This is a genomic window from Enterococcus columbae DSM 7374 = ATCC 51263 (genome assembly GCF_000406925.1).
Lineage (GTDB): Bacteria > Bacillota > Bacilli > Lactobacillales > Enterococcaceae > Enterococcus_E > Enterococcus_E columbae.
Genome location: NZ_KE136350.1, coordinates 225,354 through 252,201, shown reverse-complemented (window position 1 = coordinate 252,201; position 26,848 = coordinate 225,354). Strand labels below are relative to the sequence as shown.

19 protein-coding genes, 1 tRNA gene, 2 rRNA genes and 1 other annotated feature (1 of these 23 running past the window's edge) are annotated in these 26,848 nt (G+C 37.8%); of the genes, 7 read left to right on the top strand and 15 right to left on the bottom strand.

Annotated features, from left to right (window positions below; all coding sequences use genetic code 11):
- The 3 genes from RK02_RS10265 to RK02_RS10255 all read right to left on the bottom strand — a co-directional run.
- Positions 1–748 (bottom strand): 23S ribosomal RNA (locus RK02_RS10265) (it extends 2,164 nt beyond the left edge of the window).
- 142 nt (positions 749–890) lie between these two features.
- Positions 891–963 (bottom strand) — tRNA-Ala (locus RK02_RS10260).
- Between the two features lie 73 nt (positions 964–1,036).
- Positions 1,037–2,595, bottom strand: a 16S ribosomal RNA gene (locus RK02_RS10255).
- Together the 16S and 23S rRNA genes with 1 tRNA gene alongside form the textbook arrangement of a ribosomal RNA operon.
- 622 nt (positions 2,596–3,217) lie before the next feature.
- Between RK02_RS10255 and croR the strand changes: the two genes are divergently transcribed.
- The 4 genes from croR (at position 3,218) to RK02_RS10235 (ending at position 8,507) form a co-directional block, all read left to right on the top strand.
- Positions 3,218–3,907, top strand: a complete 690-nt coding sequence (gene croR, locus RK02_RS10250) for a response regulator transcription factor CroR (RefSeq protein ID WP_016184175.1) — start codon at positions 3,218–3,220, stop codon at positions 3,905–3,907.
- Positions 3,897–5,075 carry a sensor histidine kinase gene (locus tag RK02_RS10245; RefSeq protein ID WP_016184174.1) on the top strand — a complete coding sequence of 393 codons (1,179 nt, stop codon included), beginning with the start codon at positions 3,897–3,899 and terminating at the stop codon, positions 5,073–5,075. The genes croR and RK02_RS10245 overlap by 11 nt, the downstream gene beginning before the upstream one ends.
- A 175-nt stretch (positions 5,076–5,250) precedes the next feature.
- Positions 5,251–5,452 (top strand) — a binding site (T-box leader).
- Between the two features lie 123 nt (positions 5,453–5,575).
- The gene (gene serS, locus RK02_RS10240) at positions 5,576–6,844 is read left to right on the top strand and encodes a serine--tRNA ligase (RefSeq protein WP_016184173.1); all 1,269 of its coding nucleotides are present in this window, start codon (positions 5,576–5,578) and stop codon (positions 6,842–6,844) included.
- A gap of 217 nt (positions 6,845–7,061) precedes the next feature.
- Positions 7,062–8,507 (top strand): polysaccharide deacetylase family protein, encoded by a 1,446-nt coding sequence (locus RK02_RS10235; RefSeq protein WP_018451728.1) that lies wholly within the window; start codon positions 7,062–7,064, stop codon positions 8,505–8,507.
- Positions 8,508–8,577: 70 nt separating this feature from the next.
- Here RK02_RS10235 and guaB read toward each other — a convergent pair whose 3' ends face one another.
- The 8 genes from guaB to RK02_RS10195 all read right to left on the bottom strand — a co-directional run bounded on the left by guaB (position 8,578) and on the right by RK02_RS10195 (position 15,846).
- Positions 8,578–10,062 carry an IMP dehydrogenase gene (gene guaB, locus RK02_RS10230; RefSeq protein ID WP_016184171.1) on the bottom strand — a complete coding sequence of 495 codons (1,485 nt, stop codon included), beginning with the start codon at positions 10,060–10,062 and terminating at the stop codon, positions 8,578–8,580.
- A 330-nt stretch (positions 10,063–10,392) separates the two neighbouring features.
- Positions 10,393–11,097: a DUF1129 domain-containing protein gene (locus RK02_RS10225; protein ID WP_016184170.1), complete on the bottom strand. Its 705-nt coding sequence runs from the start codon at positions 11,095–11,097 to the stop codon at positions 10,393–10,395.
- A gap of 124 nt (positions 11,098–11,221) precedes the next feature.
- On the bottom strand, positions 11,222–12,322 hold the full coding sequence (gene ychF, locus RK02_RS10220) for a redox-regulated ATPase YchF (RefSeq protein WP_016184169.1): 1,101 nt from the start codon (positions 12,320–12,322) through the stop codon (positions 11,222–11,224).
- A 65-nt stretch (positions 12,323–12,387) separates the two neighbouring features.
- Positions 12,388–12,576: a DUF951 domain-containing protein gene (locus tag RK02_RS10215; protein WP_016184168.1), complete on the bottom strand. Its 189-nt coding sequence runs from the start codon at positions 12,574–12,576 to the stop codon at positions 12,388–12,390.
- A 22-nt stretch (positions 12,577–12,598) separates the two neighbouring features.
- A complete protein-coding gene (locus RK02_RS10210) occupies positions 12,599–13,477 on the bottom strand; it encodes a ParB/RepB/Spo0J family partition protein (protein ID WP_016184167.1) in 879 nt (292 codons plus the stop codon).
- Positions 13,467–14,231 carry a ParA family protein gene (locus RK02_RS10205; protein WP_016184166.1) on the bottom strand — a complete coding sequence of 255 codons (765 nt, stop codon included), beginning with the start codon at positions 14,229–14,231 and terminating at the stop codon, positions 13,467–13,469. Before RK02_RS10205 ends, RK02_RS10210 begins: the two co-directional genes overlap by 11 nt.
- Positions 14,232–14,286: 55 nt before the next feature.
- The gene (gene rsmG, locus RK02_RS10200; RefSeq protein WP_016184165.1) at positions 14,287–15,006 is read right to left on the bottom strand and encodes a 16S rRNA (guanine(527)-N(7))-methyltransferase RsmG; all 720 of its coding nucleotides are present in this window, start codon (positions 15,004–15,006) and stop codon (positions 14,287–14,289) included.
- 183 nt (positions 15,007–15,189) lie between these two features.
- Positions 15,190–15,846 carry an HD domain-containing protein gene (locus tag RK02_RS10195; RefSeq protein ID WP_016184164.1) on the bottom strand — a complete coding sequence of 219 codons (657 nt, stop codon included), beginning with the start codon at positions 15,844–15,846 and terminating at the stop codon, positions 15,190–15,192.
- 142 nt (positions 15,847–15,988) lie between these two features.
- On the opposite strand from RK02_RS10195, the gene RK02_RS10190 reads away from it, so the two are divergent.
- A complete protein-coding gene (locus RK02_RS10190; RefSeq protein ID WP_016184163.1) occupies positions 15,989–16,810 on the top strand; it encodes an AraC family transcriptional regulator in 822 nt (273 codons plus the stop codon).
- A 75-nt stretch (positions 16,811–16,885) separates the two neighbouring features.
- Here RK02_RS10190 and RK02_RS10185 read toward each other — a convergent pair whose 3' ends face one another.
- The 4 genes from RK02_RS10185 to glpK all read right to left on the bottom strand — a co-directional run bounded on the left by RK02_RS10185 (position 16,886) and on the right by glpK (position 23,665).
- On the bottom strand, positions 16,886–17,521 hold the full coding sequence (locus tag RK02_RS10185; RefSeq protein WP_016184162.1) for a YczE/YyaS/YitT family protein: 636 nt from the start codon (positions 17,519–17,521) through the stop codon (positions 16,886–16,888).
- Positions 17,522–17,525: 4 nt separating this feature from the next.
- On the bottom strand, positions 17,526–19,763 hold the full coding sequence (locus tag RK02_RS10180) for an alpha-galactosidase (protein ID WP_016184161.1): 2,238 nt from the start codon (positions 19,761–19,763) through the stop codon (positions 17,526–17,528).
- 104 nt (positions 19,764–19,867) lie between these two features.
- Complete coding sequence (locus tag RK02_RS10175; protein WP_016184160.1) at positions 19,868–21,832, bottom strand: sugar MFS transporter; 1,965 nt, start codon at positions 21,830–21,832, stop codon at positions 19,868–19,870.
- Positions 21,833–22,168: 336 nt separating this feature from the next.
- Positions 22,169–23,665, bottom strand: coding sequence for a glycerol kinase GlpK (gene glpK, locus RK02_RS10170; protein ID WP_016184159.1), 1,497 nt, complete (start codon positions 23,663–23,665; stop codon positions 22,169–22,171).
- Between the two features lie 466 nt (positions 23,666–24,131).
- On the opposite strand from glpK, the gene RK02_RS10165 reads away from it, so the two are divergent.
- Both RK02_RS10165 and RK02_RS10160 read left to right on the top strand, forming a co-directional pair.
- The gene (locus RK02_RS10165) at positions 24,132–25,172 is read left to right on the top strand and encodes a GGDEF domain-containing protein (protein WP_016184158.1); all 1,041 of its coding nucleotides are present in this window, start codon (positions 24,132–24,134) and stop codon (positions 25,170–25,172) included.
- Between the two features lie 33 nt (positions 25,173–25,205).
- Complete coding sequence (locus tag RK02_RS10160) at positions 25,206–26,831, top strand: glycosyltransferase family 2 protein (protein ID WP_016184157.1); 1,626 nt, start codon at positions 25,206–25,208, stop codon at positions 26,829–26,831.
- The last annotated feature ends 17 nt before the right edge of the window (positions 26,832–26,848 follow it).

Genomic DNA, 26,848 nt, shown 5'->3' with positions numbered 1-26,848 from the left:
CACCTTCAACCTGGACATGGGTAGATCACATGGTTTCGGGTCTACGACTACATACTCACTCGCCCTATTCAGACTCGCTTTCGCTACGGCTCCGTCTCTTCAACTTAACCTCGCATGCAATCGTAACTCGCCGGTTCATTCTACAAAAGGCACGCTATCACCCATTAACGGGCTCTAACTTGTTGTAGGCACACGGTTTCAGGTTCTATTTCACTCCCCTCCCGGGGTGCTTTTCACCTTTCCCTCACGGTACTGGTTCACTATCGGTCACTAGGGAGTATTTAGCCTTGGGAGATGGTCCTCCCGGATTCCGACGGAATTCCTCGTGTTCCGCCGTACTCAGGATCCTCCTAGGGGCTTACAACATTTCACCTACGGGGCTTTCACCCTCTTTAGCTGACCTTTCCAAGTCATTCGGCTATCTTGCTTGCTCCCACATCGGAGTCCTACAACCCCAAGATGCAAGCATCTTGGTTTGGGCTGGTCCCGTTTCGCTCGCCGCTACTCAGGGAATCGATTTTTCTTTCTCTTCCTGCAGGTACTTAGATGTTTCAGTTCTCTGCGTCTACCTCCTTTAAGCTATGGATTCACTTAAAGGTAATATCCTATTAAAGATATTGGGTTCCCCCATTCGGAAATCTCCGGATCAAAGCTTACTTACAGCTCCCCGAAGCATATCGGTGTTAGTCCCGTCCTTCATCGGCTCCTAGTGCCAAGGCATCCACCGTGCGCCCTTATTCACTTAACCTTCGATCTGTGCGATCAGATCTTTTTAATAAAGCAATTGAACTTCTTAAACTCATTCAACGCGGTGTTTTCTCGGTTTATTAATTGATGTTTCTCTTCAATATCCAGTTTTCAATGAACAATTTTAGTAGCTACGCTACTAATGGAGCCTAGCGGGATCGAACCGCTGACCTCCTGCGTGCAAAGCAGGCGCTCTCCCAGCTGAGCTAAGGCCCCGATATTTTATTTAAGAGTAAACCTCTCAAAACTGAACAAAAGCAAAACCTGTGTATTCCGTAATATTCCTTAGAAAGGAGGTGATCCAGCCGCACCTTCCGATACGGCTACCTTGTTACGACTTCACCCCAATCATCTATCCCACCTTAGACGGCTGGCTCCTTGCGGTTACCCCACCGGCTTCGGGTGTTACAAACTCTCGTGGTGTGACGGGCGGTGTGTACAAGACCCGGGAACGTATTCACCGCGGCGTGCTGATCCGCGATTACTAGCGATTCCGGCTTCATGTAGGCGAGTTGCAGCCTACAATCCGAACTGAGAAGAGCTTTAAGAGATTAGCTTAGCCTCACGACTTCGCAACTCGTTGTACTCTCCATTGTAGCACGTGTGTAGCCCAGGTCATAAGGGGCATGATGATTTGACGTCATCCCCACCTTCCTCCGCATTGTCTGCGGCAGTCTCGCTAGAGTGCCCAACTGAATGATGGCAACTAACAATAAGGGTTGCGCTCGTTGCGGGACTTAACCCAACATCTCACGACACGAGCTGACGACAACCATGCACCACCTGTCACTTTGTCCCCGAAGGGAAAGTCCTATCTCTAGGATGGTCAAAGGATGTCAAGACCTGGTAAGGTTCTTCGCGTTGCTTCGAATTAAACCACATGCTCCACCGCTTGTGCGGGTCCCCGTCAATTCCTTTGAGTTTCAACCTTGCGGTCGTACTCCCCAGGCGGAGTGCTTAATGCGTTTGCTGCAGCACTGAAGGGCGGAAACCCTCCAACACTTAGCACTCATCGTTTACGGCGTGGACTACCAGGGTATCTAATCCTGTTTGCTCCCCACGCTTTCGAGCCTCAGCGTCAGTTACAGACCAGAAAGCCGCCTTCGCCACTGGTGTTCCTCCATATATCTACGCATTTCACCGCTACACATGGAATTCCGCTTTCCTCTTCTGCACTCAAGTCTCCCAGTTTCCAATGACCCTCCACGGTTAAGCCGTGGGCTTTCACATCAGACTTAAAAGACCGCCTGCGCTCGCTTTACGCCCAATAAATCCGGACAACGCTTGCCACCTACGTATTACCGCGGCTGCTGGCACGTAGTTAGCCGTGGCTTTCTGGTTAGATACCGTCATAGGATGAACTTTCCACTCTCATCCCTGTTCTTCTCTAACAACAGAGTTTTACGATCCGAAAACCTTCTTCACTCACGCGGCGTTGCTCGGTCAGACTTGCGTCCATTGCCGAAGATTCCCTACTGCTGCCTCCCGTAGGAGTCTGGGCCGTGTCTCAGTCCCAGTGTGGCCGATCACCCTCTCAGGTCGGCTATGCATCGTTGCCTTGGTGAGCCGTTACCTCACCAACTAGCTAATGCACCGCGGGTCCATCCATCAGTGACGCAGTTGCGCCTTTCAATTACTTCTCATGCGAAAAGTAATATTATGCGGTATTAGCACCTGTTTCCAAGTGTTATCCCCCGCTGATGGGCAGGTTACCCACGTGTTACTCACCCGTTCGCCACTCACTTTCTTTCGGTGTAGCAAGCTACGGTGAAAGAAAGTGCGTTCGACTTGCATGTATTAGGCACGCCGCCAGCGTTCGTCCTGAGCCAGGATCAAACTCTCATAAAAAAAGTTGATACAATCATCTTGATTGTTAAGCTCAAAAAATTGATTTGCTAGCTATTGCTTGCATGTTGTTTTTGCTTCTATATAATAGAAGCGCCTTACACATATTGGTTTGCTTTTTTGTTCAGTTTTCAAAGGTCTACTTTGTTTTGACAACTTCTAAAGTTTAACACTTTAATTAAGATTTGTCAACATTTTTTATTTTATCTTTGCGACTTCATTATATTAACAGATGTATTTCTTACTGTCAACTATTTTTTTCAACTTTTTTTAATTAGTTGTTGAAGCCGTTTCTTCATGCCTTTGAGACACTCAAAATCTCAAGGACATTGGCTATTTTAGCAAGTTTATCACTTGAAGTCAACAAAAAAATTGAACTTTCTTAAAGTTTGTATTTTGTTCTTTTTTAACCTTAAATCATCGCGATAATTCATTTTTATCTGATATTTTTACGAACATTGATTTATTAATTCTCTATTTATTTCGATTTAACCGATTAAATTGCTACTGATAATGATTTTTTTACTGCTATTTTTTAGATATTTTTTTCTTTTCAATATTAATTTTGATAAAATAGGCTTAAGAACAAAACGATATTTTCCATAGATATATAGGAGGTTTTTATATGAAAATTTTAGTTGCTGATGATGACAAAGAGATTGTTGAGCTATTAAGTATTTATTTACAAAATGAAGGGTATGAACCGGTTAAGGCTTACGATGGCAAGGATGCTTTATCTAAGGTTCGAACCAATCCTGATATCGAATTATTGATTTTAGATATTATGATGCCTGAAGTTGACGGTATGCAGGTTGTTAAGGTGCTACGGAAAGAGTCACAAATCCCCATTATCATGTTAACGGCTAAATCAACAGATATGGATAAAATTAAAGGATTAGTTGCCGGTGCGGATGATTATGTGACCAAACCATTTAACCCATTAGAAATTATGGCGCGTGTCAAATCACTGCTTAGAAGAACCAAAATGCAAGTAAAGGCTAATCAACCAGAAATTCTTGAAGTGGCTTCTTTGATTATCAATCGTGATTCTCATGAAGTCAAAACAATTACTGGCACAGAAATTCAATTAACTGCCCTTGAATTTGGTATTCTTTACCTATTGGCTTCTCATCCGAATCGTGTCTTTAGTGCTGATGAGATTTTTGAACGTGTTTGGAAACAAGAAAGTATTGTTTCTGCTAAGACGGTGATGGTTCATGTGAGTCATTTGCGCGATAAAATTGAAGAAGCGACTGGTGGCGAAAAAATTATCCAAACTGTCTGGGGAGTAGGTTATAAGATCGATGCAAAATAAACCGCAAGAAAAGGGGCAGAAAATTGTACTGACTTCAAAAGAAATTAGTGAGCTACTGGCTGAAGGCATTGTAACGATTATCTTATTAATTCTACTAAATGTTGCCTTTTTAGTCGTCATCTCTTCTATTATCAAGAGTAGCCCTACCTTGCAGGATGCTATCTTTGAGACAAAATTTATTTTTGCACAAAATCTTGATAATGAGATTTTTTGGAGCGGTCGCTATTTTATCATTCCTATTTTCTTCTTAGTGGATGTCTTAATTCTAACCTGGCGTTTATTCAGACGTTATCGCCAAATGCAATTAAGACATATCATTAGTGAACTACACTATATTGCTGAAGGAAATTATGATCATCGGATTCCCTTTGAGGTACGCGGTGATTTAGGGCGGATTATCCAAAGCATTAATGGTTTAGTCGATAGCACCGTTACGGCAATTGAAGAAGAGCGTAGAATTGAACAATCTAAAGACGAATTAATTACCAATGTCAGCCATGATATTCGTACGCCTTTAACTTCAATTATTGGTTATCTGGGTTTAGTCGAAGATCAGCAATATCATTCTGAAGAAGAATTGCTCAAGTATACCCACACCGCTTACATGAAAGCCAAGCAAATGAAATCATTAGTAGAAGATTTATTTGAATATACAAAAGTGCGGCAACCGGGCGTACCTATTTATTACTTGACCTTTGATATGGTACAGTTAGTCGAACAATTGGCTATTGACTTTGAATTAGAGGCGGCCAAAAAAGACATTACAATTGAAGTCAAAGCCAAGCCTGAACAAATCATGATGGAAGGCGATACCGAAAAAATTGTGCGGGTATTCAATAATTTAATCTCCAACGCCCTAAAATATGGAAAAGGGGCAACGCAAATTGTTGTTGAATTAGAACAAATCAGTCAAGAAGTGATTATCACTGTCAAAAACAACGGCCAAATGATTCCACAAAAATCGTTAGAGCAACTGTTTGATCGTTTTTATCGAGTAGAAGAATCGCGCTCACAAGCAACAGGTGGGACTGGATTAGGGCTGGCTATTGCCCAAAGCATCATCGCTTTACACGGTGGCTATATCTACGCAAAGTCCAACCCTGAATGGACTAGCTTCATCATTCATCTACCACTTAAAAAAGGGAAAAAAGAAAATGAAGCGCGCTAAAAAAGCAGCACGATGACCAAAAAGCTTGACTGGCTAACGTAGCAGCCAACATCAGCTACTACGCCTTTTTATGAATCTACTGTCAAACGAAGAATTCGCTTGACCTCTTAAAGACCGATTCGTTTTATCATATGAAGGACTTGCAAAATTTAAAATTTCAGCTACAATTATCGTAAATAGATTTCCTAGAAAGACTAGTAATTATTGACTCCTTTTTAGAGAGCAGTTGGTTGGTGCAAAACTGTATGGAAGATAGTGAATCCACTTTCTGATAGGACTCACAAAGAAATTTGTGACGGCTAGCAACCGTTACCTTGCGCAAAGTGTAGTATGCAGATACTAAATTTAGGTGGCACCGCGTAATTTACGTCCTAAGGCATGGAAGATTTTTCATGCTTTAGGGCTTTTTTATTTAAAAATATAAATTTAGTCAAACAGCTACAAAACCACTTTGCTCAACTACCTGATTAATCAAAATAAAATTTTTTGGAGGGATTTTGATGTTAGATATTAAAATGATTCGTCAAAACGTGGAATTAGTTAAAGAAAAATTAGCTACACGCAATGTTGACGAAGCAAAAATCAATGAATTTGTTGCTTTAGATGAAAAACGTCGTGAAGAATTGGTCAAGGTTGAAGAATTGAAAAAACTAAGAAATGATGTTTCAGCTGAGATTGCTCAATTAAAACGCAATAAAGAAAATGCCGATGATAAAATTGCTCAAATGAAAAAAGTTGGTGAAGAAATCAAGGCGTTAGATGAACAAATTGCCAAAATCGATGAAGCGTTAACGACCATTGCAACCACTCTACCAAACCTACCACACGAAAGTACCCCAATTGGTAAAGATGAAGATGATAACGTTGAAGTTCGTCGTCATGGTAACGTACGTGAATTTAACTTCGAGCCAAAACCTCACTGGGAGATTGCCGAACAACTTGGTATTTTAGACTTTGAACGTGGAGCGAAGGTTTCTGGTAGCCGTTTTGTCTTCTACAAAGGCTTAGGTGCGCGCTTAGAAAGAGCGATTTATAATTTCATGTTAGATGAGCATGCAAAAGAAGGCTACACCGAAGTCATTCCTCCTTATATTGTCAACAGTCAATCAATGTTTGGTACCGGACAATTTCCTAAATTTAAGGAAGATGTTTTCCAATTAGCTGACACTGACTTGACTTTGATTCCAACAGCCGAAGTACCATTAACTAACTATTATAATGGAGAAATTTTAGATCAAGCCGAGCTACCTATTTACTTTACTGCGTTAAGCCCATCATTTCGTTCAGAAGCGGGTAGTGCCGGTCGTGATACACGTGGCTTGATTCGCTTACACCAATTTAATAAAGTTGAAATGGTGAAATTTGCTAAACCAACAGAATCTTACAATGAACTTGAAAAAATGACCCAAAATGCGGAAAATATCCTACAAAAATTAAATCTCCCTTACCGTGTGGTTGCCTTATCAACTGGCGATATGGGCTTCTCTGCAGCTAAAACTTATGATTTAGAAGTCTGGATTCCAGCACAAGATACTTATCGCGAAATCAGTTCATGTTCAAACTGTGAAGACTTCCAAGCGAGACGCGCCATGATTCGTTATCGTGATGAAAACGGAAAAGTACAATATGTGCATACACTAAACGGTTCAGGTCTTGCGGTCGGTCGTACAGTCGCTGCTATCTTAGAAAACTATCAAAATGAAGACGGTAGTGTGACTATTCCTGAAGTCTTAGTTCCATACATGGGTGGATTAACCGTTATTAAATAACTCAACAAAATATATTGAAGATGCTATGAATCTTTGACTTTAAAAATAGAGCTGGCCTAAAGGCGGCTCTATTTTTTTGTCTGCTTTTACTTGATATTTTTTTGTTTCATTTCTAAGTCTTAAGTCCCCTTGTTTTCTACTAATAAACATGTTAGATTAAAAAAATAAGGAGCATACTAAAATTATAAACGAAAGGGAAAGGATGTTTAGTTAGGGAATGGATGAAAAAACAATGCCTTCGCGTAGCCAACGACGTAAAGGACCACAACTACATGCTAAAAAGAAACACAAAACCGGTTGGATGTGGCATTTACCATTGATGCTTATCCTTTTAGGGGCAGCCTTAACGGTCGTTTATTTCTGGCATACTAAAGATCAAGAAAAGGTTGCTGTTTTTGATCATGCGCAACAGCGTTTAATCCATCAACAACAGCCAGCTCATTTTCAATGTACTAAAGAGCATCAAAATAAATTAGAAATTATTACCTATCAACCTAAAAATGAAAAATTTACAAAAGAAGCACCGCTCATTCACCAGCAATTTTTAGCGATGAAGGAAGCCTTTTTGAAAAAACACAGCTTACAAGCTGGCACGACTTGGATTCAAAAAATTGAAAAACAAGTGCTCAATCCTAAAATGAATAAAATTATTCTTTCTAGTCAGTTTTTCACCTGGAACAAGTCAAAGGCGCACTTTAATCAGCAGCCCTTACAGCAAAGCGCCCTATTACTTTCTAGTGAAACGGGGCAAGAGCCTACTGCCAAGCAAATTATTAGTAGTGAAGAAAATTTATTAACCCTTAAACCAATTGTTCAGCAAAAAATTTTAGAACAAGTCAAAGCCCCCGAGCAAGCCATTGATCAGGTATTAAATTTACCGAATTTAAGCTTTGAGCAAAAGATAACGATTGCTGACAAACAGCTAATCATCACTTTACCACAAGAAATAGCTGGACTCAGTCAGGTTAGCTTGCCATTAAACTCAGTATTACCTTATATTGATCAAAACTACGTAATGAATCAACCGATTGAACAAGCATCTAGCCTAGATGCGAATAAGAAATACATCGCTTTAACCTTTGACGATGGGCCAAAAGCTGCCACCACCAATCAATTGTTGGATGTTTTAGCCGCTCAGCAAGTCAAGGCTACTTTCTTTATGTTAGGTAGTAGTGCAGCTCAATATCCCGATACGGTGAAACGAGTGGTTAGTGAAGGGCACGAAATTGGTAGCCACTCTAATGTGCATAATAATCTCCGGGCAATGTCTCCTGAGGCGATTAAGGCAGATATCCAAGCTGCTGATAAAGCCATTTTCTTAGCTGGTGGGCAATTACCAATGATTTTACGTCCGCCATACGGGGCAATTAATACCCAAGGCGCACAGGTTGTTGATAAAGCGATTATTCAATGGAACACTGATTCACTGGATTGGAAGTTAAAAAATACCCCTTTAATTATCCAACACGTGATGCAGACAGTGCAGCCAGGCGCTATTTTATTAATGCATGATATTTACCCAACGACAGTAGCGGCGGTTGGGCCAATTATCGAACAGCTAAAAGCACAGGGCTATGAATTCGTGACAGTTGATCAGCTACTTAATCATCAAGCCAAGCCATTGATTCAATATTTTTCACAAAACGATGCGCGCAACGTTTAGCATGAAAAGCTAAAAAATCATCCCGATAACCTCACAAGTGAGCTATCAGGATGATTTTTTATTTATGCTTTTAAAATTCAGCTGAATAGTTCGGTGCTTCTTTGGTAATTTGTACATCGTGTGGATGCGATTCTTTTAGACCGTTGCCACTCATTCGTACAAACTGGGCATTTTCGCGTAAAGCTTCTAGGTTAGCTGCGCCAACATAACCCATACCAGCCTTTAATCCACCAATCATTTGGAAAATAATATCTGCTACACTACCTTTATAAGCCACTCGCCCTTCGATCCCTTCAGGAACTAGCTTATTCGCTTCGTTCACTCCACTTTGGAAATAACGATCACTGGAGCCTTTTTCCATTGCCCCTAATGAACCCATCCCACGATAAGTCTTAAAGCGTCGACCTTGATAGATTTCAAATTCACCTGGAGATTCATCTGTTCCAGCCAACATACTTCCTAGCATTACGGCAAAGCCACCAGCAGCTAACGCCTTCACGATATCACCAGAATATTTAATCCCACCATCAGCAATAATCGCTTTACCATATTTACGGGCCACAGATGCGGCATCATAAATAGCCGTTAATTGTGGTACACCCACACCAGCAACTACACGAGTGGTACAAATAGAGCCTGGGCCAATTCCTACTTTAACCACGTCTACCCCAGCATCATATAAGGCTTTGGTTCCTTCAGCAGTAGCGACATTTCCAGCAATTAACGTAGCTTCTGGGAATGTTTCACGAATTTCTTTAATCTTACGTAAAACCCCCGCACTATGCCCATGAGCGGTATCAATCACAATTGCATCTGCTCCTGCTTCTAATAAAGCTTGTGCACGTTCAAAGGTATCACTAGTTACGCCAACAGCTGCGGCTACCAATAAACGACCATGTTGATCTTTAGCAGCATTTGGAAATTCAATAACCTTTTCAATATCCTTGATGGTAATTAAACCACTTAGGCAGCCGGCTTCATCCACAATTGGTAATTTTTCAATTTTATGCTGTTGTAAAATCTTTTCAGCATCCTTTAAAGAAGTACCAACTGGCGCTGTTACTAAATTTTCTTTAGTCATCACTTCAGCAATTGGCATATGAAAATCTGTTACAAAACGCATATCACGATTCGTAATGATACCAACTAATTTGCGATTCTCTAATGTCTCAACAATGGGAACCCCACTAATACGATATTTACTCATTAAATGTTCAGCATCGCTAGCTAAATCTTGAGGTGTTAAAAAGAATGGATCGATAATTACGCCACTTTCTGAACGTTTAACCTTGCGTACTTCATCGGCTTGTTGTTCGATTGACATGTTTTTATGAATAACGCCTAAGCCACCTTGACGCGCCATCGCAATCGCCATTTTACTATCCGTTACGGTATCCATACTAGCACTGATAATTGGAATATTTAACTTAATATTCTTAGCTAGCTGTACACTCATATCGACATCATTTGGCAAGACATGACTTTCAGCCGGAATAAGTAAAACATCATCAAACGTTAAACCTTTTTTTGCAAATTTTGTTTCCCACTTGGACATTTTTTTAACACTCCTTATGCATTGATTAAAGATATTTTTAATGATGAAAATAGCAAAATTTCGCTAAATAGTCAACCATTTTCCGGGAATTCTCATCATTTTCACGAAAAGTTAATCTAGATTACACCTATTAGCTAGAACTTAAACCAATCAGTGTTCGTCAACTAGCTCTAGCAAAAATTCATCGTTAGCTTGAAGCAAGTTTTTCTTTTCTTAAATGACTTCAAGGATGAAGAACAAGAAAATTTTTCGTACCGAAACAAGCTGACTACCAACCGAAACAAAAAACTCAGCTAAACAACATCATGGATGCTTAGCTGAGTTTTGAAACTATTTTTTAGGACGTGGTGCGCCTAGAGTACTTTCAATATTGTATTTTTTCTTTAGATAGAATCTAACGACAAAAGCGACAATTCCAATAGCAATCATCACTAATGGCGGTAAAATGATGTTGATTGTTGCCGGAATTAAAGCACTTCCCATGATAACACCAAACCACAAGACAAAAACACCAATTAAGATCAAAGCGACCTTCCCACCTGATGGCCGTTGTGATTTATCTGCACCGGGCATTTGATATTGATAGATGTATTTGTGCATCAAATAGAACACCCAACCACCGACTGCCGTTGTAGCTAGTAGGGTAACAACCCCATAAGGCTGTGCTTGGCCTTTACTAAATTCAGCAACTAAACCAATAAATAAACCAAATAAACCTAGTAGTAACAAGAAATTATCTAACCAGATTAAAGCTGGCGTAGTATTTTTCTTTTCTTCTTCAACCGGTTGATTAATAATTGCATCCGTACGTTCAGAAACTGTACCGTACAATTGACGCGCAGTAATCCCTGATTTTTGCTCACGTACAAGCACTGGTAACATTTCATGCATCACTAATGCCAACTCTTCTTCAGATAAATTAGCTGCAATTAAGGCTTTCTTTAAATCAAAAATATATTGCTGATTTCGCTTAGTTAGCTGCGTTTCTAATTCTCGATTTTGCGCAACATATTGACGAATAACTTCTGGTTCCATTAATAATGTTTCTCCTTTCAGAGTTAGCATAAACATTTTTTGCTAATCAAAAACAAACTTTTTATTGTAAGCGAATTCCCAAAATCTATTCTACCAAATTATTTGGCTTTTAGATATAGTCTTTTTAAACATTGAAGCGGAATAACATAATATCACCGTCTTGGACTTCGTAATCTTTACCTTCTAAGCGAACACGTCCAGCTTCTTTAGCGGCATGCATGGTACCGTAATGATCCAAATCTTCAAAAGAGACGGTTTCAGCCCGGATAAAGCCACGTTCAAAGTCAGAGTGGATAATACCTGCACATTGTGGGGCCTTCATTCCTTTTCTAAAGGTCCAAGCACGCACCTCTTGTTCACCAGCAGTAAAGTAAGTCGCTAAGCCTAATAAGTCATAAGCGGCCCGAATCAATTGATCTAAGCCAGATTCTTCAATGCCCATTGCTTCTAAAAATTCCGCTTTATCCTCTTCTTCTAATTCAGCGATTTCTTCTTCAGCACGCGCACAAACAATGATGACTTCTGCATTTTCACTAGCTGCAAATGCCTTGACCTGCTTAACGTATGGATTGTTTTCACCATCAGCTACTTCATCTTCTGCCACATTAGCAACATATAGCACTGGTTTGGTCGTTAGTAAGAAAAGACCTTTAACAATTTTTTGCTCTTCATCGGTAAATTCGACACTGCGCGCTGATTTGCCTTCTTCTAAGACTGGCTTAATCTTATCTAAAACAGCTAATTCGGCGACTGCATCTTTATCTTTTGTTTTTGCTACCTTAGCTACACGTGTATAGCGCTTGTTCACAGATTCTAAGTCGGCTAAAACCAATTCTAAATTAATCGTTTCAATATCGGCAATTGGATCAACACGACCTTCTACGTGGGTAATATTCTCATCATCAAAACAACGAACCACATGACAAATCGCATCTACTTGACGAATGTGGCTTAAAAATTGATTACCTAAACCTTCTCCTTTACTAGCCCCTTTTACAATCCCAGCAATATCGGTAAATTCAAAGGTAGTTGGCACTTCTTTTTTCGGTTTAACTAATTCTGTTAAACGTTTTAAGCGCCAGTCTGGTACTTCTACCATGCCCACGTTTGGATCAATGGTTGCAAAAGGATAGTTCGCTGCTTCTGCACCAGCTTTGGTAATTGCGTTAAATAAAGTAGATTTGCCGACGTTTGGTAAACCTACGATTCCAGCAGTTAATGCCATAATTTCTTTCACTCTTTCTGTTTAATTCTACAAGTTCATTGGCTAAGCTAAGATCGAGCCTCTTTTTACTGTTCACTTGCTTTAACCAAGATTTTTTTCATTTTCTTTTGAAACTCTCTACGGGGCATCATGACAATGTGTCCGCAGGCTAAGCACTTAATCTTAATATCAGCACCCATTCGGATAATTTGCCAACGGTTTGTTTGACAAGCGTGTGGTTTTTTCATTTCAACAACATCGTTTAAATCATACATTCCCTATTTTTCCCCCTTTTGATTAGGCTTCATCAAAATGAATATCTAAAATATCCAAAATACGTGTAAGATCACTTTGCGATAGATACTCGATTTCGATCTTACCCTTCCCATTTTTTTCTTGAATTGCGACACTCGTGCCGAATTTATCCATCAAGCGTTCTTCACTTTCTCGTAAGTAGTAAGGCTTTTCCTTCATCAAACGAGGCAGCTTCTTTTGCTCCTTGGCTTCGTTTAATTCACTGACTAATTTTTCAATTTGTCTAACCGTTAAGTTTTCTTTCACACAACGATTGGCTAATTTTAAAATATTACTTTTATCTTTTAACCCTAATAAGGTACGCGCTTGACCCATAGATAATCGCTCATCTTGAACCATTTCTTTAACTAGCTTAGGTAAAGATAATAAACGCAAGTAATTGGCAATATATGGACGGCTCTTACCTAAACGTTCAGCAACCTCAGCCTGAGTCAAATCTAGATTTTTCATCAACATATCGTAAGCTTCTGCTTCTTCTAATGGATTCAAATCCTCACGCTGTAAATTTTCCAAGACCGCAATTTGCATCATCATCTCTTCATCAAACTCTCGAATGATGGCCGGAATTGTGGTTTTGCCAGCTAATTTTGAAGCTCTAAAGCGACGTTCGCCAGCGATAATTTCATAACCCTTGACTTGTGAACGACGCACAATAATTGGCTGAAACACTCCAGAGCGCTCAATAGAATTAGCTAACTCTTTTAATGAGTGCTCATCGAAAGTTTTACGAGGCTGATAAGGATTTGGCCGTAATTCATTTAAGCCTAACTCCAAAACCTCTTCTTTTCTTACATCGACTTCTTCCAAACCTTGAAATAAAGCATCGATGCCTCGACCTAACCCTTTGTTCTTATTTTTCACGAGCTAACACTTCCTTTGCCAAGGCTTGATAGACTTCCGCACCTTTTGAACGGATATCATAATCAATAATCGTTAATCCATGACTAGGCGCCTCTGATAAACGAATATTACGTGGAATCACCGTTTCGTAGACTTTTTCTTGGAAATAACGACGCACCTCTTCTACCACTTCTGCACCTAGGTTGGTTCTAGCATCAAACATCGTCAATAAGACCCCTTCGATGGCCAAGTCAGGATTAAAATGCTTTTGCACTAAGCGAACCGTATTTAACAATTGACTCAAGCCCTCCAAGGCATAGTATTCACACTGCACCGGAATTAAAATCGAATCACTGGCAGTAAAAGCATTGATGGTTAAATGACCTAAAGAGGGGGGACAATCAATTAAAATATAATCATATTGATCCTTAATACTATCTAAGGCTAGTTTTAAACGTGACTCACGCGCCATCATGGAGGTTAACTCAATTTCTGCACCAGCTAATTGCAAGGTTGCTGGGACAATAAATAAGTTTTCACGTGAAGTCGGTAAAATTGTTTCGGTAATCTCTACCTCATTAACTAAAATATCGTAAATATCTTGATTGACATCTGGCTTACGGATACCCACACCACTCGTGGCATTGCCTTGCGCATCAATATCTACTAATAATACTTTTTTTCCATTAAAGGCTAAGCTCGCTCCTAAATTGACCGTCGTCGTTGTTTTACCAACGCCGCCTTTTTGATTGGCTACTGAAATAATTCGTGCCATGTTGCACCTCCTAAAAGCTATCTATTCTCTAAGTATTGACCCTTAAAGCACTTTTTTAGGCCAATATTGGTTGTTTATTGGGTAATCCTGGTTTTCTAGGATACTTTTTAGGTGTTGCTTTTTCTTTGGCAATCGCTAAAATATGTCTTTCATCTTGCGTAACCGGTAAAATCAAGGCATAATCTTGGCTAAATTTTCCACCTAATATGTCAATTGCCTTTTTCGCTTCAGCAAGCTCCTCTTCACTTTTAGCAGCTTTCAAAGCATAAAAATAACCACCCGTCTGCACTAACGGCAAGCATAGCTCACTTAAGACATTTAAGCGGGCAACCGCTCTAGCCGTAACATACTGATAGGCCTCTCGATGCTTTTTATTTTGACCAAACGTTTCAGCCCGATCATGATACAACTGAACATCGCTTAATCCTAACGATTCGACTAAGTGATTCAAAAAAACAATTCGCTTATTCAACGAATCAACAATTGTCACCTTTAATTCTGGATAAACGATTTTTAGTGGAATACTTGGAAATCCTGCGCCACTACCGACATCACATAAAGTCGCATCTGTCTGCATATCAGTGGTTAGTGATAACACAATTGAATCATAAAAATGTTTTAAATAAACCTCTTTTTCTTCAGTAATTGCTGTTAAATTCATCTTTTCGTTCCATTCAACAAGCAATTGATAATACTGCGCAAATTGCTGCATCTGCTTATCACTAAGTACAATGCCTTTTTGCGCTAAATTCGCTTGAAATTCTTCAGGTAACATAGACTTCCCCTTCTATTTGTGAAACAGAAAAATGTTTCACAGACTAACTCTTACTTTACCTTAAAAAGGCTTGATTAGCAAGTAGAATCTAAAGTTTAAAGACAATCTTTGCCAATTTTTTAAACTAAAATGAACGCAAAAATAATCAAACTTTCAACCATAAATGTTTCACGTGAAACATTCCTAGCGTTTTCCCTCCCACTCTAAATAAAACTCTGCCAAATAGTCACACATAAACTGATGTCTTTGCTCAGCTAGCTTTTTGGCATAATCCGTATGCATTAAGTCTTTTAGCTTCAACAGCTTTTCATAAAAATGCATAATTGCCGTATCTTCTCCATTACGATATTCAGCTAGACTTAAGTTTTCTCTAGGTTGTTTATCTGGATCATGAATCAAGCGACCTTTGCTACCTGAATAACACATGGTACGCGCAATCCCAATCGCACCAAGCGCATCCAAGCGATCTGCATCCTGCACAATTTTACTTTCTAAAGAAGAAGGCTGCTTAGGATTATGTCCACCTTTAAAGGAAACTTCCTCAATAATGTTGAAGATTTTTTGGCAAACTTGTTCACTTAACCCTTGACGATATAAAAATGCTCGAACAGTTGCCTGTTCTTTTTGTGGATTAGCAACTAATTTTTCATCAAAAATATCATGGAGTAACGCTGCTAGGGTAACCAGCAGTTCATCAGCTTTTTCCATTTGGGCAATTGCTTGAGCTAACCGCACCACCCGACTAATATGCCACCAATCATGACCCGTAAAATCATGTTGACATTTCTGCTTTACCCAGTCTGCTACCGATTGTAGTACAACTTCCGACTTTTCTTCCATTAGCTTCTCTCTCCTTTAAATATTATTAAATAATGTAAAAAATCACTTGGTTTTTATTTATTTTATATTATACTCTATTTTATCACTCAAACTAATCTTTTATAGTTATGAAATACTTTTGTAAAAATACGAGGACAGCGTTATGGAAAAAGCAACCAGCTATAATTTTACCTTTGACAATCAACAAGCGCTCAGTGTTGTTTGTATTGGTCATTCCCAAACCTTTGCCAACCATCAATATGGTCCTGCCACCAGAGGATATTACCTCATTCATTATATCACTAAAGGCAAAGGAACTTTTATTGTTGATGGGACCACCTATCATCTTCATCAAGGGCAAGGCTTCCTGATAACCCCTCATACCCAAACGATTTATATCGCCGATCAAACTGAACCTTGGTCTTATAGCTGGATTGGTTTTGGGGGAAAATTAGCCGATGCTTTAGTAGAAAAAACTGGCTTGAGCGCTGAAGACCCTATTTTTTCCACCTCTGAAGGTAAAATATTAGAAAATTACATTCAAATTGGTTTAAAAAAATCCCAGCAAACCACCGCCAATCATCTATATTTATTAGGGATGCTTTATCAATTTATGAGTGTATTAGCAAATAGCAATATTGAAAAGCTACCGGCTACCATCACTGATGACTATGTAAATCAAGCCGTCTTATTTATTCAAACGCATATTCATCAACCGCTAACTATTCAAGAAATAGCTACTCACGTCGGAATTGATCGTAGCTATTTGACCACTCGCTTTAAAAAAAGTACCGGCTTGCCACCAATCAAATTTATTCAAAATTATCGATTAACCTTAGCCAAGCATTATTTAGAGGTTTCTGATTTAACGATTGAAGAAATCGCCAATAAATGTGGTTATCAACGGACAGAATCGCTCAATAAAGTCTTTAAGGAACGCTATCATCTTTGTCTGAGTGCTTATCGTAAAAAATATGGCATCTAAAATAAGCTATATCCGCTAACTTACCAAATATTCTAAAAAAACAGCTACCTACTATATCAGTGGTAGCTGTTTTTTTTAATTAGATAATATTTGCTTATTTTGATAGCGAAAGGGTTCTGCTATATGAATGGTAAAAAATTGAATGAATGGTCCCATGAAAAAGGCAGTAATAACCGTTCCCAGACCAATATTCACTGCGAAAGTAAAACCAACGAGCACACAGAAGCCATCCGTTAATATGCGCCAATAACGAAAAGGCACGCAAGTAAATTTATTCGCTAAGATTAAAGCAACCGCATCATATCCCGATACCCCTAAATCAGCGGTGAAATATAAAGAGGCGGAAAAACACATAACAATAATCGAGCCTATCATCAAAACTACCCGAACAATAAATGTTGGTTGATGGATGATTTTATCGATGACTTGATAACTAAAATCAGCAGATACACCTGTAAGTAGTAAATTTAAAAGGGTAGCCAAGCCGATATAGTGACGTCGAATCAATAAAACAAATAGTAGTAACATAGCCGTAATTACTAGGTAAAAAACACTATAAGTAGAGTGAAGTAAATTGGCAATTCCTGTTACAAAGCATGTAAATGGATCCACGCCTAAATTTGCCTTTTGTAAGCCCCCCACACAAAAACCAGTCACAATAACACCAACTATTGACATAAAAATACGTCTAACCTTTTCTTGCATCATCATTTCATTACTCCTCAGCTTGCAACAAATAAACATTTGACCAAAAATCAGTCGGTAAAACTTGTTGACCAATTGCTTGACCACTAGCTGCATCGCTAGTAATCAACCCTACTTGCTGTAACTCACTACCACTAAATTTGCCTAAGTGTTTACCTGCTTCTTCCACTACCTGATAAGTCCATTGTGGATGTAGACCTTGTAGATACACTCGCTTATACGGCGCATTTACCTCATTTAATACACGATACTCTCCAACAATAGCTTGTTTTTGATCTTCTGACACAACCATCCACGCACAGGTATTATGTGTGAAAGGATTTTGCAAGCGATAAAAAGTCCCTGTTTGGAATAGGTGACGATATTTTTTCACAAATTGAATCTGTGCTTTGACTTGAGCTAACTCGTTATCAGATAAACATGCTAGGTCTAACTCATAGCCAAAAACACCAAAATAAGCCACATCGCCTCTAAATTTTAATGAAGTCAGCCGATTGACTTGATGATTGGGGGTAATTGAAATATGTGCTCCCATCGAGCTTAATGGATACGCATAGCTCGTGCCATATTGAATCTTCAAACGTTCTACCGCATCGGTATTATCACTCGTCCAAGCTTGTGGTGCATAATACAGCATTCCTGGATCAAAACGTCCCCCACCACTAGCACAAGATTCAAATAATATTTTAGGGAATGCTTGATGTAGACGTTCGTACAAACGATACAAACCTAAAATATAACGATGGAAAACTTCACCTTGTTGCTCAGGTGGATAAGCAACTGAAAAACATTCAGTAATATTTCGATTCATATCCCATTTAATATACGAAACTTGCGATTCTTGTAAAATTTTAGCAATCTGCTGATAAATCATTTCAACTACTTCTGGACGAGAAAAATCTAAGACATACTGTTTTCTACCATGTGAGGTACTACGATCAGGAGTATGGATAATCCAATCAGGATGCCTACGATAAAGCTCGCTATCTTTATTCACCATTTCTAACTCTACCCATAAGCCAAATTTGAGACCTAAATTTTCGATTTTTTTCGACAAGCCCTGAATGCCATTTGGTAATCGTTCATAATTAGCCCACCAGTCACCTAAACCAGATGTTTCGCCACAACGAGTACTAAACCAACCATCATCTAGGACAAATAACTCTACGCCCGCCTTCTTAGCATTTTTAGCAATTTGTAATAGTTTGTCTTCATCAAAATCAAAATATGTTGCTTCCCAATTGTTTAATAAAATTGGTCGATTTTTATCTCGCCAATACCCTCTAGCCAAACGTTTACGATAAAGCTGATGATAAACCTGACTTAGATGATTCAAGCCTTGATCAGTATAAGTTAAGACAACCTCTGGAGTTTGAAATTGCGTACCTGGTGCTAAAAACCAGCTAAATTGTTGCGGATGAATCCCCATCGTAAAACGTGTCACATCATAGGTATCTACTTCTGCTTGAGCGATAAAATTCCCACTATATACAAAGGAAAAACCTAATGCTTCTCCACTAAATTCAGTTGCTTCTGGTCTTTTTAAGATGACAAACGGATTGTGCATATGACTAGAAGCACCACGAGTACTACCTACTGATTGAATTCCTTGTTCTAACCGACGTTTCTTTAGATGACGCTCCCTAGACCAAGCTCCTGAAAATTGAAGCCACTCATAATTGGCATCAGGTAAATCAAGTGATAGACTCATCGCTTTAGTTAATTGACAATGCTGCTTACCGATATTTTCAAATTTAGCATTACGTGTAATGACTGGATAGTCATTAAAAATTGTATAATTTAAGGTCAAGCGAATTTTGGTTACTGCATCAAACAAATGGATATCTAAGCTATCTGCTTCTGCATCTTCTTCTACATAAGTGGCTGGCAAACCGCTTAAAATTCGTTTTCCTTGATAGGCTTCATAACCTTCATAAATAAATTGACTCACTCGACTACCATTTTCCTGTAAGATTTCAAAAGCTGGCAAACGAAAATCAGTTGTACCATAAGCGGGATATTCTTGGCGCAGATGCTCTAAAGAAAAATTATATTCATCTTCAAAAACATAAGCGCTGACTGGACGATAAAAATTTTCTAATAGATAATCATAATCTGCTTTTAAGGGTAGGCGTTTTCCAAAATAAAGCTGCCCTAACTGACCATTAGCTAATACCTTAAAAATATAACTTACTTGCTCATTATATAAATGAAATAGCTGCTTATTCTCTTCAATATATACTCCCATATCTATGCTCCTTTAACTAAAGATATTAAAAAAATAACCTGCTTTAATTCAAATATTTAAAACAGGTTATCTTTGCGTTCACTTCTTTTACTAGAAAGAAATACTTATTCGTGTTCTAGCCTTAAAATCGTCTCATCTAGACAATTGAATGTACGATAAGGTTCACCAACAAAATCAACATATTCATATTGGTGCGTATTTGTTACAGTAACAATGACCGTATCATCAAGCCCAGCTGATTTAATCAACGCATCGTCAAAAGTAATCAAGCGATCACCCTTATGGACTTTCTGATTAATCGTTACATAAGAAACAAAGCCTTCACCTTTTAGGTTAACCGTACCTAAACCGATATGAATCAATAAGACCACACCATTATCACCGACTAAACCAATCGAATGTCTAGTTGTAAATAGCTGACGAACAGTCGCATCAAATGGTGCATAAATCGTGTCATCAGTTGGTTTAATCGCAAAACCTTTACCTAAGCTACCCGCGGCAAAAATTGGATCATTCACCTTTAATAGTGGAATTAAGGTTCCCGTTACTGGTGAAGTAACAGAAATAGTCGCTTCTTTAACAGCCGTATTACTTACACTAGGGACCTCTTGAGCAACCTCTTTACCCCAATTTTTTTCTAGTTCTTCAACGATTTGCGCATGTTTTTCTTCTGTTAAGGTAATTTTTCTAAAGAAAACAAATAGTGCAATGATAATAACTACAGCAGGTACCGCAAACATCATGATTTTAAATTTCATTTGCCCTTCAGGTGTAATTGAAGCAGCACTTGCCCCAGTAGTCATACCTGCGATAACCGCAATTTGACCAACGACAATATTAGAAATGGCTCCACCTAATTTATCTAATAACGGACGTACAGATAACGTTAATGATTCATCACGGTGACCTAATTTCCATTGACCATATTCCACTGAGTCAGAGATAATCATTAATACTACTAAGAAAACTAATGGTTGAGGGATAAAGAATAACTCAGCAGCAATTAAAACTAATGCTAATGAACTTCCGGCAACTGAGAATAAACCAATACCGCAAAGCATCATCACAATACAACCGATAAATAGATTACGACGATTGAATTTACCCGCTAATTTAGGGAATAATGAAACAGAAACTAAACCGACAATCATATTCATGGTTTGTAAAATAGAAAATTTCGTTGATTGTCCCATAATGAAAGTAAAATAATATAATTGCAAAGCATTTAAAATATTAATTCCAGTTGCGTATAAACCGTAAGATAATGAAACCCACATTAATTGATCATTTTGAGTTAATACGGCAAAGACTTCTTTAATTCCCGCAGTTTGTTCTTTATTTTTTCTAAGTTCAGAGTCGACTTCTTTTGTACCGATACCAACGACAATAGCTGAAATCAAACCAATCAAAGCAACAATAAAGGCAAACCAAAACCAACCATTGGCATCTCCAGTTCCGTTGTTTTTATTCATCGAAAAGAATAGAACTAGTGGCATCACTACCACCCCAACAATACTAGCTCCAATTGTTGAACCAATCCGCGCTAAGGTTGCTGTTTTTTCTCTTTCTCTAGAGTCGAAAGATAAAGCGGGAATCATTGACCAAAAACCAATATCTTTAAAAGAATAAAAGATATCCATTGTAATATATAAAATTGCAAAAATCACCAAATATAAAATTGGATTTGATTCATTTAAACCGCCTAAATTCGTAAACAAAATCAATAGTACAATTGAACTAATTACACCACCGATAACTACCCAAGGTTTGAATTTGCCGTATTTGGTGTTAGTACGGTCAATCGCATTACCAATAAATGGATCGATAACTAATTCAACAATTCGCAACGCACCGATAATGAAAGTAATATAGCTAATCATCCGATTATTGGTTGCTTGATTACCAGTATTAAATAAATGCGTAGTAATAAACATGATGAAATAAGTTGACAATGTACCATAAAAAACATCATTCCCAAATGCTCCAAAAGAATAAGAAAGCCTTGAAGTCAATCTTTGTTTTTTACTGATAACCTCCCCTGTTTTTGATGTATCAATTGATTGCTCCATAATCGTTCCCTCCTGCTGTACTAAATAAACAATGAATATTCATGTCAGCTCTTAACATTTTTAGTAACTTGTTTACTTGTTTGTTTCTGAACGCTTTTTATTTTAACGCTTTCATTAAATCGTTTAAAGCGCCGTTTGTTGAAAAAAGTTGTCCATTTGTTGTTCATTTGTGTTTTTGTTGTTTTGTTTTTGTTTAAAATAAAACAAACCCCTCACTTTTACAGATAAAATTTTTTTGTTTTAGTAAATTATTTTAGTTATATTTCTTGATTATTTACTAAAAAACCTTTATTTGTTGAAATGAACGGATTCATTCTACAAATAAAGGTCTAGTATTTATTTAAATAGTTGTGTCGCTTGCACCGCTTTTTGCCAATTCGCATATAATTTATCGCGCTTAGCTAAGTCCATCGTGGGCGTGAATTGCTTACCTAATTGGTCTAATTGCTTGATTTCATCTAAATTTTGCCAAAAGCCAACTGCTAATCCAGCAAGTAAAGCCACTCCCAAAGCAGTTGTTTCTAAATTTTTCGCTCGCTGAACCGGTATCCGTAGCATATCAGCTTGAAATTGTAGCAAATATTGATTATTCGCTGCTCCGCCATCAACTTTTAATAAAGGAATGGTTAACTGTGTATCCTTTTGCATCGTCTCAAGAATGTCAGTGACTTGATAAGCAATTGATTGTAAAGTCGCCTTAACTAAATCCGCCCGAGTCGTTCCACGAGTAAGACCAAATATTGCTCCCCGTGCTTGGTGATCCCAATAAGGGGCACCTAAACCGACAAAGGCCGGTACCACATAAACTTCATCATTGGAACTAGCTTGTTTAACCAATTCCTCACTCTCGCTAGCTGATTGAATAATTTTTAAACCATCCCGTAACCATTGAATTGCTGAACCAGCAACAAAAATACTTCCCTCTAAAGCATAGTAAATTTGATTATCCAAGCCATAAGCAATCGTTGTTAACAATTGATGCTTAGAAAATTTAGGTTCTTTACCGGTATTCATCATAATAAAAGAGCCTGTTCCATAAGTATTTTTTATCATTCCTTCTTCAAAGGCTAATTGACCAAATAAAGCCGCCTGTTGATCACCAGCCAAGCCAGCAATTGGGACTTCTTCACCAAAAAAGTGCTCTGGACTCGTCAACCCATAAATTTCAGAATTACTACAAACTTTAGGCAATATTTTTTTAGGAATATTTAAGAGTGCTAAAATCTCCTCATCCCAATTCAGACTATGAATATTAAACAACATCGTGCGACTCGCATTGGTATAATCAGTGACATGAACCTGTTTGCCGGTTAAATTCCAAGTTAACCAAGTATCGATTGTCCCAAAGAGTAACTCACCTTGTTCTGCTCTTTGCTGGGCACCAGGCACCTGATCTAAAATAAAACGGATTTTACTAGCCGAAAAATAAGCATCAATGCGCAAGCCCGTTTTTTGATAGAAAAATTCATCGTAGCCTCTAGCTTTCAAAGCTTCAGCAATTGCCGCCGACTGTCTAGACTGCCAAACAATCGCTGGATAAATCGGCAACCCCGTTTGCTTATCCCAAATGACCGTTGTTTCTCGCTGATTAGTAATACCAATCGCAGCAATTTGTTTAGCTTTAATTTCTGAATCGATGAGCACTTCAGCAATTACATTTTGAATCGAATGCCAAATTTCTAAAGGATTATGCTCCACCCAGCCTTCTTTGGGGAAATATTGCGGAAATTCCTTTTGGGCACTAGCCACCACCGCACCTTGATGATTAATAATTAGTGCGCGACTACTAGTCGTGCCTTGATCTAGTGATAAAATATACTGTTCTTTTGTCATATTCGTTACCTATTAACCTTTCATTTATATTGGTTTAATCATTTTGTCTTAAACAAAATTTTCTCGACCGTTCTCTACTGATAAACAGCAACCGCTTTCTGATTCAAATCTAGACTAACGCAAATAATCTAGAATTTCAACCATCACCCAAAAACTAAAATCAGTTATTTTAAAATTAAAAGTAATTATATTTACAAAAAAATAAAATTAAATCTAATGTAAACATTTAAATATATTTTTGTTTTTTATATATTTTTGATTTCGTTAGGTTTTTATTTGGAAAATTTGTTAAAAGATTTTAAAATAGATATAGCTACTATCGTTTTAGATGTAGGAACCTTTCTTTTTATGATTAAGTTCTAATAAATTGCGTAAAAGAAGAAACCTATCAAGTTTTTCCTCAATCTTATTCATTCAAAGATGTTTCCTCTACCCTCTCATCAATCACTTTTTTGGAGGAGTTCCCTTGTTTATCAATGTTTTAGCTAATATTAGCATCATTAGTTTAGCCATCTATCTTTATTTTCGAATCAATCATATTTTTACACTACTTCATCGTCCTCGTTGGCAAAAAATGAGCATTTTCTGTTTAGGTGAGGTAATTATTGGTAGTATTTTGATGAAATTTTCCTTTGTTGTCGACAATATTCATTTTGATTTTCGGTTTTTACTTATCGCTTTATCCTTTATATATATTGGTTGGCGTGTTACTATCCCTTGTATTTTTCTATTATCTTTTACCAGAATTTTTATCAGTGCAGATTGGATGGCACTAAGTAATTTACTATATAATCTATGGCTAATACTCACCTTACTGTTTATTACTAAATGGATTAAAAAACGATTTTTGCTGTTTACTCAGATGAATCTATTAATGCTATACATCATTTTTGGCGCAGTTATTTTACAACTAATTTATCAAAATCTAAGCTTCACAATTGGCAAAAACTATCTTTTACTACTTTTTTGGGGAATGTTTGCTAATCTTTTATTAAACTTCTATATTACAGATCTGACTAAAATCTATACCGAAAGCACTGTCGATTCTCTCACCAAGCTAGGCAATCGCCAACAATTTGAACAAGCAATTAAAGCTTGCCGCCATCAAAAAGATATGCTGATTGCAATTATTGATATTGATTATTTTAAACAAATTAATGATCAATTTGGTCACGATACTGGTGATGCTATTTTGCAGATGGCCGGTCAATATCTCAAACAATTTGAAAATAAGCGACGGCATTTTTATCGTTTTGGTGGAGAAGAATTTGTCTGTATCATTACGCAAGCTAAATTTGAAAATGATTGCCAATTACTTAAAAGTATCCAACAACAATTTACTACTTATTGTCAGCCCCATCATTTTAATGATAAACAAATTACTTTCTCCCAAGGAATCGCCTTACAAAAAGAGGAAGAAAATCTACTCAAAACATTTAAACGTAGTGATCAAGCTTTATATCATGCGAAACAAGCCGGGCGGAATCAAACGATTATTTCTAAATAATACGTTTTTTATAAAAAACAAAAGGAGAGTATTATGCACCTAGGTAAAAAAATTATTTTCTCATTAGCGTTTTTAATAACTGTTATTTATTTAATTTGGCGAGGCTATGCTACCCTCCCTATTCATGGGCCAATCTACCTTTTTGTTTTAGGCGTACTCTTATGGGGAGCGGAAATCTTCGCCAGTCTAACCGGCGCGATTTTAATTTGGAATAAACAAAAGGTTCAGCCCTTGTTCACCCCTAAAGCAACACGCGATGAATTTCCAGCAATTGATGTTTTGATTGTTACCCACAATGAAACAACCAAGCTACTACATAAAACCATCAATGCGGCAGTAAACATGGACTATCCTCAAAAAGAAAAAGTACAGATTCATCTATGTGATGATGGCAATCGGAAAGAAATGCAAAAGCTAGCGCAAAATTTTAATATTCATTATATCGGGATGGAACATAATCAGCACGCCAAAGCCGGTAACATTAATCACGCGCTTAGTTTGACGACCGCACCTTTAGTCGCCATTTTTGATGCAGACATGATTCCTTATCCTAATTTTTTGTTAGAAACTGTGCCTTTTTTTATCGAAAATCAAAAAAAGCGCCAAAAAGATGCTAAGGTTTTGCCACTTGGCCTACTCCAAACACCGCAAAGCTTTTATAACGCTGATTTATTTCAATATAATTTATTTACTGAAACGAGTGTAGCCAATGAACAAGATTTCTTTTCTAGAGAAATCAATGTTTTAAATAATGCACACGGCGCCGCAATTTATACAGGCTCTAATACGGTAATTGCTAGAGCAGCTATTGAAGCAGCAGGTGGCTTTCCAACGGACACACTTACAGAAGATTTCGAATTAGGGGCAAAAATAAATATGGCGGGGTTTCAAAATCTCTCGACTTTATTTCCCTTGGCTAGCGGCTTAACTCCTGTAGATATTAAAGATATGCTAAAGCAACGAATTCGTTGGGGGCGAGGGGTTTTACAAAGTGTTCGAAATATTCACTTGCTGACCACCAAACACTTAACATTAGGACAAAAATTAGTTTATTTAAATAGTTATTTATATTGGTGGTCTTTTTTTAGACGAATGTGCTTTATTGTCGCACCTATTCTTTATACTCTCTTTGGCTGGCAAATTGTCCAAGCAAACTTTTGGACCGTGTTGTGTTTTTGGTTACCTTGCCAATTTTTTCAACACTTAGCCTTAAAAGAAGTTACTAGTAAAGTCAGTACACAAAGATGGGGAGAAATTCAAGAAACCATTTTAGCACCCTATTTAGTTCTCCCTATTTTAGCTCAATTTTTTGGCTTAAAAGAAAGGCATTTTCAAGTTACTGATAAAAATGCTACTCGTTCAAAAAAAGATTGGCGTTATGGTATTCCTCATCTTATTCTATGGTTACTTGCACTAGCTGGAATCATTCGTTTTAATCTAGATAAATCGCCGCTTGAACTATTAAATGGGAGTGTGATCACTTTTTGGCTGTTTAATCACTTGTTTAACTTAAGCTTTGCCTTACTGTTTTTTATTGGACGGCCCAGCTATCGTGAACATGAACGTTTTTTAAATAGCTATCCTATTTACATAACCGCTCATCACAAACGCTATCAATTTCACACAGTTGATTTATCTGATAACGGATTAGCTTTTTAAAGTGACCAACTCATCTA

Coding starts and splice junctions, on each gene's coding strand:
- croR (WP_016184175.1), top strand. CDS start 3,218: ATGAAAATTTTAGTTGCTGATGATGACAAAGAGATTGTTGAGCTATTA.
- RK02_RS10245 (WP_016184174.1), top strand. CDS start 3,897: ATGCAAAATAAACCGCAAGAAAAGGGGCAGAAAATTGTACTGACTTCA.
- serS (WP_016184173.1), top strand. CDS start 5,576: ATGTTAGATATTAAAATGATTCGTCAAAACGTGGAATTAGTTAAAGAA.
- RK02_RS10235 (WP_018451728.1), top strand. CDS start 7,062: ATGGATGAAAAAACAATGCCTTCGCGTAGCCAACGACGTAAAGGACCA.
- guaB (WP_016184171.1), bottom strand. CDS start 10,062: ATGTCCAAGTGGGAAACAAAATTTGCAAAAAAAGGTTTAACGTTTGAT.
- RK02_RS10225 (WP_016184170.1), bottom strand. CDS start 11,097: ATGGAACCAGAAGTTATTCGTCAATATGTTGCGCAAAATCGAGAATTA.
- ychF (WP_016184169.1), bottom strand. CDS start 12,322: ATGGCATTAACTGCTGGAATCGTAGGTTTACCAAACGTCGGCAAATCT.
- RK02_RS10215 (WP_016184168.1), bottom strand. CDS start 12,576: ATGTATGATTTAAACGATGTTGTTGAAATGAAAAAACCACACGCTTGT.
- RK02_RS10205 (WP_016184166.1), bottom strand. CDS start 14,231: ATGGCACGAATTATTTCAGTAGCCAATCAAAAAGGCGGCGTTGGTAAA.
- rsmG (WP_016184165.1), bottom strand. CDS start 15,006: ATGTTACCTGAAGAATTTCAAGCGAATTTAGCGCAAAAAGGCATTGTA.
- RK02_RS10195 (WP_016184164.1), bottom strand. CDS start 15,846: ATGGAAGAAAAGTCGGAAGTTGTACTACAATCGGTAGCAGACTGGGTA.
- RK02_RS10190 (WP_016184163.1), top strand. CDS start 15,989: ATGGAAAAAGCAACCAGCTATAATTTTACCTTTGACAATCAACAAGCG.
- RK02_RS10185 (WP_016184162.1), bottom strand. CDS start 17,521: ATGATGATGCAAGAAAAGGTTAGACGTATTTTTATGTCAATAGTTGGT.
- RK02_RS10180 (WP_016184161.1), bottom strand. CDS start 19,763: ATGGGAGTATATATTGAAGAGAATAAGCAGCTATTTCATTTATATAAT.
- RK02_RS10175 (WP_016184160.1), bottom strand. CDS start 21,832: ATGGAGCAATCAATTGATACATCAAAAACAGGGGAGGTTATCAGTAAA.
- glpK (WP_016184159.1), bottom strand. CDS start 23,665: ATGACAAAAGAACAGTATATTTTATCACTAGATCAAGGCACGACTAGT.
- RK02_RS10160 (WP_016184157.1), top strand. CDS start 25,206: ATGCACCTAGGTAAAAAAATTATTTTCTCATTAGCGTTTTTAATAACT.